Source organism: Nitrosomonas sp. JL21, from assembly GCF_009833095.1.
GTDB lineage: Bacteria > Pseudomonadota > Gammaproteobacteria > Burkholderiales > Nitrosomonadaceae > Nitrosomonas.
Genome location: NZ_QRCB01000044.1, coordinates 1 through 9634 on the forward strand (window position 1 = coordinate 1; position 9634 = coordinate 9634).

The window sequence follows — 9634 nt, forward strand, 5'->3', positions numbered from 1 at the left end:
GTTAATTTTTGGGGGGATTACCATATCGACTCACGGATTGTTGACGTTGTTCGCTTTCTTGCTCGGCGCTCAGCTGAGCAGAATTACGAGCGCCATCTCAGATGCACAACGTCTTTGACACAAAAGCCTGATTTGGAGTCTTGATATGAAAAAAGTTGTCATTTATGCCAGATATAGCAGTGATCTTCAAAGCGATGCCTCGATTGAAGATCAAATCCAGATTTGCAATGAACGGGCCAAGCATGAAAACTGGAAGGTAGTTAATACCTATACCGATCACGGTATCAGCGGTGCAAGCCTGATGCGCCCTGGAATCCAGATGCTTATGCAAGATGCCATGGCTGGCAAGTTTGATATTGTTCTGGCGGAAGGGTTGGATCGCTTAAGCAGAGACCAGCAGGACATTGCAGGCATATACAAGCGTTTTCAGTTTGTCGGCATTGCTATTCATACCTTATCCGATGGGCGGCGAGGTAAGCGACATCCATATCGGACTGAAGGGAACGATGAATGCCTTGTTTTTAAAAGACTTGGCAGCCAAAACCCATCGCGGTCTAAGTGGCCGGATAGAAAAAGGAAAATCTGATGGAGGCTTGTGCTATGGCTACAATGTCGTGAAACAGTTTGATTCCTATGGTGAAGCGATCAGAGGAGATCGTGAGATCAATAAGGAAGAAGCAGAAATTGTTAAGCAAATATTCCGCGATTACGCCGCTGACGTTTCACCCAAAAAAAATTGCGCTGAATCTCAATAAAAAAGGCGTTCCATGCCCCTCTGGCAAAGCTTGGGGCGCAACGACAATTTACGGGAATAGACGGCGCGGCACCGGCATTATCAATAATGAGCTCTACATAGGTCGGCTGATCTGGAACCGTCAGAAATTTTTAAAAGACCCGGATACAGGTAAACGTGTCGCCCGGCCAAACTCAGAAGAAGACTGGATCATTACCGAAGTCCCTCACTTACGCATTATCGATGAGGAGCTCTGGGAGCAGGCCAAAATACGCCAGAAAGCGTTGGATGAGAAACCTCAATTCTGGGCCAAGCAACGCCCAAAAAACTTGTTTTCTTACCTTCTCACATGCGGTTGCTGCGGCAGCGGTATGAGCAAAATGTCGGCTGATCGCTACGGTTGCTCTGCTGCAAGAAATAAAGGTACTTGCAGCAACCGACTCACCATTAAGCAAGAAAGCCTGGAGCAAACCATTCTGGAAGCACTGCAACATCACCTGATGAACCAGGAATTAGTGAGGGTATTTTGCGAGGAATACACAAAACATATCAATGAGCTGGGACAAACCTGGAATGCGGCGATAAACCGCTACAAAAAAGAGCTGCAAAAACTGGCTGCTGATAAGGAAAAGATTATTGAAGCCATCAAAAACGGAATACCTGCATCGGAAGTGAAGGACGCGCTCAATAAGATCATTGAACGACGGGAAGAGCTGGAAAGCTATCTCGAAGGCAAAGAGGAAGCACCAGTGCTTCTGCATCCGAACATGTCTCAGCGTTACCAAAAAGAAGTGGAAGCGCTACGAGTTTCTCTCAACACGGAAGAAACTAGAGCTGAAGCAGCAGACCTGCTCAGAGGCCTCATTGATAAGATTGTACTAACGCCCAAAGCGTCAGGAACAGAATACGCCATCGACCTGCATGGCGACCTTGCCGGAATTTTGACAGTTGCGGCAGGGAAGCAGCAAAAGATTAGCGATTACGATCCTTTGTTGCAGCAAGTCAAAATGATGACCGAATCAGGTGATCAAAAACATGGTTGGCAGGAAGATTCTAATGCTGACGAAATTTCCTCGAAAGAGGATTTGTCAGACAAGAACGAGAAGGTTAACCTAAATGCATGTTCATCCCGTAAATCTGAACTTGCTGAAAAGCCGCATGAAACGGCGATTCTCAGCAAGGATAAGATGGTTGCGGGGGTAGGATTTGAACCTACGACCTTCGGGTTATGAGCCCGACGAGCTGCCAGACTGCTCCACCCCGCGTCAAGATGAAGAGTATAGCATAAGCCAGACCATGCAGGTCAATCAAAGCTTTTAAATTCGCGGGAGTTAGCATTGCGACAATTGATTAAGATGACGTGTTTGTTTGTGACGCTGCCAAGCCATTTCTTTTCTAATTACCGTATCAATGACTTGTAGCACATCGGAAACATTCACCGGCTTGATCGGGTCAATTGACTGCTGTTTGGCATTTCCAGTCAATATGGCGTGCGGGAGTTTTCCGCGCTGATAGTAAGACCAGATTTCTGAAGCATAATCAGATTGAGCCAATTCCGGCGCGAATCGACTGAAATAGGTGGTCAGGTTATCGACATCCCGCTTAATAATATTACGCGCATGATGATTGTTCCCTGCATTCACCGCCTGGGGTAGATCAATAATGACAGGACCTTGGTTATCCACCAGCACGTTATATTGTGATAAATCCCCATGGACTATGCCCACATTCAGCATATTCACAATTTGCTTAATCAGAATCCGATGATATTCCCGCGCTTGCTTCAAATTCAGATTCAGATCACTTAATCGAGGAGCCACATTTCCTTCCGAATCAGTAATGAGCTCCATGAGCAGCACACCGGAAAAAAAATTATAAAACTTGGGCACGCGCACACCGGCGAACCCCAAACGGCACAGCATATCGACTTCAGTGCTTTGCCATGTTTCTTCTCGTGCTTTCAAACCGTAATGACTACCTTTCTCCATGGCCCTGGCGCGTCGGCTATTTTTTACTTTGCGTCCCTCGGTATAGAATGAGCATTGATGAAAATTACGTTTATTGTTTTCTTTGTAGACCTTGGCGCAACGCATATCTTCTCCGCAGCGCACCATATATATGATGGCTTCCTTGCCAGTCATCAATTGGCAGATGACGTCATCAATCAGTCCTTCTTCGAATAATGGTTCGAGTCGTTTAGGTATTTTCATAAGCATGTATGCGAGCGCAGAATTCAACTTTGATGCGCTCCTCATCCTCCTATAATCATCATGAAATAGATGGCCAATCAAATCTCCGATATTCATTCAGATCTGGATTTAATCAATCACGGTGAATGCATTGTAAGAAGGATAATTTCTGTTGGGAATGTGACAAATTGTCGCGCGTCAATTTGTCACATATCATTTTACAATCACGCTGATAGAAATTTATTGTAGGGTTTCAGGCGGTATTGAATTAAACTAGTTTCCATTCATTTGAGCGATAAATCTCTTAAAAAATGTAATCACATCCATTGATAGGAACTTATGGAACAGGAAGAAGATTTTTTCACGCACCAGGACACATTGGCTAACCTGCATGAGAATTTACCGCTCACAGAAAAATTGTGCTTCATCCATCAAGTGATCCGTCAGGATTTTCCATTTATTGATCGCTTGGCCATCGCATTGTATGACGAAAAAACTGAGATGCTTAAGACATACACACATAGTACCGAAGGTAGCGATAATCCAGTAACGACCTACGAAGCTCTGCTTAGCAGCGCTCCATCGCTGCAAGCCATTATTGAACATCGGCATCCGCGATTGGTTCAGGATCTCAACATTTTTTCCCATGGCACGCATGAGCATACCAAGCGTATATCCGCTAAAGGCTATAAGTCCAGCTACACGATGCCACTTTATCAAAGCGGATCTTTCATTGGTTTTTTGTTTTTTAATTCATTCCAGAAGCATCCGTTCGTACCTAAGACGCTGCGCCAAATCGACATATATGGTCATTTAATTGCGCTGATGGTCATCAATGAATTGACCGCCATACGCACCTTGCTGGCGGCGGTTCGCGCTGCACGCAACATGACGCATTATCGCGATCTTGAAACCGGCTCTCATATCGACCGCACCGCTCACTACGCACGGCTGATTGCGCGGGAATTATCGCCGAGTTATAACATTACCGATGAACAAATCGAGCACATCTTTTTGTTTTCCCCCATGCACGATGTCGGTAAAATCGGCATTCCGGATAACATTTTGCGTAAACCCAGCAAGCTCAATGCCGCAGAATTTGCCGTGATGAAAACCCATCCTGCAAAAGGACGGGAAATTATTGACTCCGTTCTTGACGACTTCAGTTTAGGGACATTCGGTCATGCCAATATCTTGCGCAATATCGCAGAGTATCATCATGAAGCAGTGGATGGCAGTGGTTATCCTAATGGCCTGAAGGGTAATGAAATTCCCATTGAGGCCCGCATAAGCGCCGTGGCTGATGTGTTCGATGCCTTGACCTCCCGCCGATCCTATAAAGCACCGTGGAGCAATGACGATGCATTCACGATGCTGCGGCAAATGTCGAACTCAAAATTGGATCGCGATTGTGTGGAAGCATTAATCAACAATGCAGAGAAAGTACTGGAGATTCAGCAACGTTTCCGTGACAACGATTTGATTTGATCATTACGAACAAGAATTGACTGAGTTCAGCGGTTGTCATTCACCCATTTTTGCACCACCAGGCTTCCCACCAAATCCCCTTCCACATTCACCGTGGTACGAAAAGTGTCTAGTATTCGATCAATTGGCAATAAAATTGCGATTGCCTCAGCCGGTAATCCTACTGACTGCAAGACCATTACCATTGTCACCATACCAGCACTGGGAATACCCGGCGCACCTACCGCAGCAAGCATGGCGGTAACAAAAACAATCAATTGTAAAGAAAGATCGAGCTCGACCCCCACCAGATTGGCAATGAATAAAGCTGCAATTGCCTCATACAACGCCGTACCATCCATATTCATCGTGGTACCGATGGGGATGACGAAACCCGCGATTTCACGTTTGACATGCAAATGCTGTTCGGCACAGCGCAATGTGATCGGCATCGTTGCAGCGCTGGAACTGGTAGCAAATGCAGTAATCAACGCTTCCCGGGCACCTCGCCAGAATTTCAGCGGCGACATGCCTGTGGTTAAATAGAGAATCAGCGGCAATACGATCACACCATGTAGCAATGTAGTGCCGAGCACAACCGACACAAATTTAAATAATGTTGAAAGCAGACTGGTATCTTGGGTAGCCACCAATTGCAGTAGTAACGCCATGATTCCTAAAGGCGCCAGCTTCATGATCCAGCCTACCAGCATCAATATCAGCTCCAGAAATTCCTGCATCAAGAGCAAAATATTGCGATATCGCTCACCGCCGATCACCAGAGCAATGCCCAGCAGAAGCGCAAAAATCACGACAGCCAGCACATTACCCTGGGCCAGGGCTGTCACAGGATTTTGAAATAACGAATGCAAAAAATGAGCAAAAAATTCTGGTATCGACAGTTGTGTTGCTTGAAAATTCTGCATTGCATCTTGAAACATTGCAATGTGCAGTCCACTGCCGGGTTGAAACACATTCGCAGCTGTCAAACCCAGCAAAACAGCCACTGCCATGGTTGAAACAAAAAAAACCAACGTTCCTTGCCATACCCGATTGATTTGTCGATGCATCCGTAAATTGGCCACCCCTACGACTATCGATGTAAAGACCAAAGGGATCATTACCATGCGCAGCAAATCTATGAACAACGTACCCACCAGTTTTGCAATATATAGGCTGTTTTGTGCGACATTTGACTCTTGCCCTAACATCGCGAACCAGAAACCCAGCAAAATTCCACCACTTGCGCCGAGTAAAATTTGCGTATTGAGCGATAGCTTGTTCACAGATTCGAATCCAATTGTATTTCACTACGCTTCACTTCAAACCCAGTCCTTGCCAATCAGAAAATCCGAATACAATTTATCTTCCACGCTGCCGGCTTGCGGTTTCCAATCGTATCGCCATTTGACGATGGGCGGTAATGACATCAGTATCGATTCGGTACGCCCGCCTGTTTGAAGGCCAAATAAGGTACCGCGGTCCCACACCAGGTTAAATTCAACATAGCGCCCGCGCCGGTATGCCTGAAAATCTCGTTCCCGTTCACCATACGATGTGTTCTTGCGTTTTTCTAGAATGGGTTGGTAAGCCAGCAGGAAATGTTCTCCCACCCGCTGAGTCAAATTGAAGCACGTTGCAAAATCTGGCTGATTCAGATCATCAAAGAAAATTCCGCCTATGCCACGCGGTTCTTTACGATGCTTTAAATAAAAATATTCATCGCACCATTTTTTCAGACGCGGATAACAATCATTTCCAAAGGGCTGCAATGCAGTTTTACAGGTCTGATGGAAATGAATCGCATCTTCTGCAAACCCATAATACGGTGTCAAATCCATGCCGCCGCCGAACCACCACACCGATTCGGCGCCTTCTTTGCGTGCCTCGAAGAACCGCACATTCATATGCACGGTAGGTGCATAAGGATTACGAGGATGCAAAACCAGAGATACGCCCATTGCTTCAAAGGAGCGGCCAGCGAGTTCAGGTCGTGCGGCTGTGGCTGATGCAGGCAATCCCGCGCCATTAACATGGGAGAAATTAACGCCACCACGCTCGAGTACATTGCCTTCTTCAATCACGCTACTCATTCCTCCGCCACCCTCAGGACGATCCCAATGGTCACGTTTAAAGGATTTGCCATCGATTCGTTCAAGTCCTCGAACGATATCGTTCTGCAAATTAATCAGAAATTCCTTGACTTGCGGTGTATTCATGCATGCTCCGAGTGATGATTTAATAGGTTTGCAGGGTCTAACAGTCAAATTGATAGAAATTCGTACATTGTGGCGAATGTTCGTATAATTCAGAATCATGGAGGACGCTCCCCGCCTAATGTTCTGCATTTTACCTGCTGGTATAGCATGAAGAAAGAAAATCCTTATTGATTTTGCTCAACCAGAAAGATGCTGTTTCGGACGCAAAGCCAAGCAAGAAAGCGTACTCCACATTGAAACGAGACAAGAATACGTATGGTAGACTCGCACAATTTTTAGAAGAGAAAGATAGAATGCCCGGCAATACATTTGGTAAGCTTTTTAGTGTCACTTCATTCGGTGAATCTCATGGCCCAGCAATTGGTTGCATTATCGATGGATGCCCTCCCGGACTGGAAATATCAACTGAAGAAATCCAACATGAACTGGACCGACGCAAACCAGGGACATCTCGCCATGTCACCCAGCGGCGCGAATCGGACACCGTAGAAATTCTTTCGGGAATATTTGAAGGAAAAACGACCGGCACTCCGATTGCATTACTCATTCGCAACGAAGATCAACGCAGTAAAGATTACAGCAAGATTATGGATGTGTTTCGCCCCGGCCATGCAGACTATACCTACTGGCAAAAATATGGCATCCGGGATTACCGCGGCGGCGGTCGTGCATCAGCGCGTGAAACCGCTGTTAGAGTAGCGGCAGGCGCCATCGCGAAGAAATGGCTACATGAAAAATTTGGAATTTTCATTCGCGGTTACATGTCGCAACTGGGTCCAATCCACATTCCATTTAAACACTGGAATGATGTCAATACGAATCCGTTCTTTGCGGCGGACAACAGCTATGTCGATCAATTGGAAACTTTCATGGATTCGCTACGCAAATCAGGCGATTCAGTCGGCGCAAAAATTAGTGTTATTGCGGAAGAAGTGCCGGTTGGTTGGGGAGAGCCGGTTTATGATCGGCTGGATGCAGAAATTGCCTATGCGATGATGAGCATCAATGCGGTAAAAGGTGTGGAAATCGGTGCTGGTTTTGCCAGTGTGGCACAACGAGGCACCGAACATTCTGATGAAATGACTCCAGACGGTTTTTTGAGTAATAATGCGGGAGGTATTTTAGGTGGTATCTCAACAGGTCAGGACATTACGGTAAATGTCGCCATCAAACCCACCTCCAGCATTCGCTTAGAACGCCGTTCGATCGATAAAGATGGAAATGCGGTGATTGTCGAAACCCATGGAAGACATGATCCATGTGTCGGGATTCGTGCCACACCCATTGTTGAATCAATGCTGGCATTGATACTGATGGATCATGCCTTACGCCATCGCGCTCAAAATGCTGATGTCCGCTGCAAAACCCCCAAGATTTCCGGCAAAGCGAATACTGACGCAGGCACATCAAAAAAAATTCCAGCAGAAATACCTTACAAAGAAAATCCCGAACCGGAAGAAGATTATTAACCCTCCAGAATTAGCACAAATGCGGTTTAAATCTTGACAAGCTTGATCAAATACACCATTATCGCCCCCGCAAAAGGAAATTATGATTATTTGCGAAGAAACAATCGGCTCGTCGATTTAAGTTTGAAGTAAGATGTAAATGCATAAGTTCGGATCCTGGCGTTACTTCAATCTGATATAATCTCTCGGCTGGTTAAGTAGTAAACCAGAAGTTAGTTGATTGTACGTTGCGCCCGTAGCTCAGTTGGATAGAGTACTTGGCTACGAACCAAGGGGTCGTGGGTTCGAATCCTGCCGGGCGCGCCATTCTGAATAACTTCACTACTTGTGATAATCGGATAAGCTGACTAGCCTGCTTATTTATCAATAATTTCTCAGATGGCCAAGTAGCTCAGTCGGTAGAGCAGAGGACTGAAAATCCTTGTGTCGGTGGTTCGATTCCGCCCTTGGCCACCAAATAAATCAAATAGTTATAATGTTTTATACCTCCCCTTCTGTTCCGCAATTATAAAATTGAACCAGTATAGAATCACGATATCAGCCTGAGCGAGTTTCCTGTTTTCATTCCAGGCTGACCTCCGAAAGCCCGAAGCATCCCTCCAACTCACCCAGCCAGTAACTTGCATGTCGAGCAAGTCATTTCCGATTTCAAGGAACAAATCATCCCAAAACTTGCGACTGGCACACAAATGCAGCTTATATAAATTCCTGTTTTCATCCAACGCCCATAGATAGTCAAACCGATACCCGTGATCGTGGCTCAAGCCACCTGCACGCGCCAATGAACGAGATGGTCTACATCCCGCCAAAAATCGTGCGCGTTGATCGTGATTGCATGTTTACCTGAGGAATGAAAATGGAAAATAAATTAACAGCCAGCAACACGCTGGCAATCATAAGAGAGCTTACTGCAATAGAAGCCGAGGATGATCGCAAACAGTACATCATTGATGATCTGAAATCGAATAACGAAAGCCAGAAAACCCAAATCCCGATCATGCGGCATCGAAATGAAGCGAATGAATTGTCATAGACCACACTATTTTGTTGATGATCATGTTGATGACAATCAACTTTTTAACCATCGGCTGGATTGTTTTTTCAGCGTTCTAAGAGATGACTATGAATACATCCAAACTCATCGGCCTAACCGGAGAAGCCGGTTGTGGAAAGGACACCGCCGCAAATTTCATGCGCGATGTCATGGCATTCCGTCAGATATCTCTGGCTGAACCAATCCGGAGAGGCATTGTGGCCATGTTCACCATTCCTTACGGAACCTGGTTGATCGTAATCTAAAGGAACAGCCGCTCAAACAATTATGCGGCAAGACTCCACGCCAAGCCATGCAAACACTCGGCACCGAATGAGGGCGTAATCACCTGTGCCTGGATATCTGGCTGAAAGTTGCGCAGCGAGACGTTAATTTTCAAAAATGCCTAGCTGAAACCGGGAATATGCGCATCAGCGGCGTAGTGATCAGCGACATCCGTTTGTAGTGGTCTAATAATCTCGGACACGAATTAAGGATGTAGTATGAGAAATCTTTCGGAGGTG

At 45.9% G+C, this 9634-nt stretch carries 9 protein-coding genes and 3 tRNA genes; 8 read left to right on the forward strand and 4 right to left on the reverse strand.

Features of this window, described 5'->3' with window-relative positions:
- The first annotated feature begins 145 nt into the window (after window positions 1–145).
- Window positions 146–586, forward strand: coding sequence for a recombinase family protein (locus ABF87_RS14785; RefSeq protein WP_205012699.1), 441 nt, complete (start codon window positions 146–148; stop codon window positions 584–586).
- A 47-nt stretch (window positions 587–633) separates the two neighbouring features.
- Window positions 634–1965: a recombinase family protein gene (locus tag ABF87_RS12630; protein ID WP_205012700.1), complete on the forward strand. Its 1332-nt coding sequence runs from the start codon at window positions 634–636 to the stop codon at window positions 1963–1965.
- Here ABF87_RS12630 and ABF87_RS12635 read toward each other — a convergent pair.
- A tRNA-Met gene (locus tag ABF87_RS12635) sits at window positions 1922–1998 on the reverse strand. The genes ABF87_RS12630 and ABF87_RS12635 overlap by 44 nt on opposite strands.
- A gap of 66 nt (window positions 1999–2064) precedes the next feature.
- The gene (locus ABF87_RS12640) at window positions 2065–2943 is read right to left on the reverse strand and encodes a PA4780 family RIO1-like protein kinase (protein WP_160829483.1); all 879 of its coding nucleotides are present in this window, start codon (window positions 2941–2943) and stop codon (window positions 2065–2067) included.
- A 318-nt stretch (window positions 2944–3261) separates the two neighbouring features.
- On the opposite strand from ABF87_RS12640, the gene ABF87_RS12645 reads away from it, so the two are divergent.
- On the forward strand, window positions 3262–4410 hold the full coding sequence (locus ABF87_RS12645; RefSeq protein ID WP_160829484.1) for an HD domain-containing phosphohydrolase: 1149 nt from the start codon (window positions 3262–3264) through the stop codon (window positions 4408–4410).
- 26 nt (window positions 4411–4436) lie between these two features.
- Here the strand turns inward: ABF87_RS12645 and ABF87_RS12650 are convergent, their stop codons facing one another.
- A complete protein-coding gene (locus tag ABF87_RS12650; protein ID WP_160829485.1) occupies window positions 4437–5675 on the reverse strand; it encodes a dicarboxylate/amino acid:cation symporter in 1239 nt (412 codons plus the stop codon).
- A 36-nt stretch (window positions 5676–5711) separates the two neighbouring features.
- Window positions 5712–6608, reverse strand: a complete 897-nt coding sequence (hemF, locus tag ABF87_RS12655; protein ID WP_160829486.1) for an oxygen-dependent coproporphyrinogen oxidase — start codon at window positions 6606–6608, stop codon at window positions 5712–5714.
- Between the two features lie 293 nt (window positions 6609–6901).
- On the opposite strand from hemF, the gene aroC reads away from it, so the two are divergent.
- From aroC to ABF87_RS12680, 5 genes are all read left to right on the forward strand, one after another.
- Complete coding sequence (gene aroC / locus ABF87_RS12660) at window positions 6902–8077, forward strand: chorismate synthase (protein WP_160829487.1); 1176 nt, start codon at window positions 6902–6904, stop codon at window positions 8075–8077.
- Between the two features lie 229 nt (window positions 8078–8306).
- Window positions 8307–8383, forward strand: a tRNA-Arg gene (locus ABF87_RS12665).
- A 74-nt stretch (window positions 8384–8457) separates the two neighbouring features.
- A tRNA-Phe gene (locus ABF87_RS12670) sits at window positions 8458–8533 on the forward strand.
- Between the two features lie 400 nt (window positions 8534–8933).
- On the forward strand, window positions 8934–9110 hold the full coding sequence (locus ABF87_RS12675) for a hypothetical protein (RefSeq protein ID WP_160829488.1): 177 nt from the start codon (window positions 8934–8936) through the stop codon (window positions 9108–9110).
- Window positions 9111–9199: 89 nt separating this feature from the next.
- A complete protein-coding gene (locus ABF87_RS12680; protein ID WP_160829489.1) occupies window positions 9200–9376 on the forward strand; it encodes a hypothetical protein in 177 nt (58 codons plus the stop codon).
- The last annotated feature ends 258 nt before the right edge of the window (window positions 9377–9634 follow it).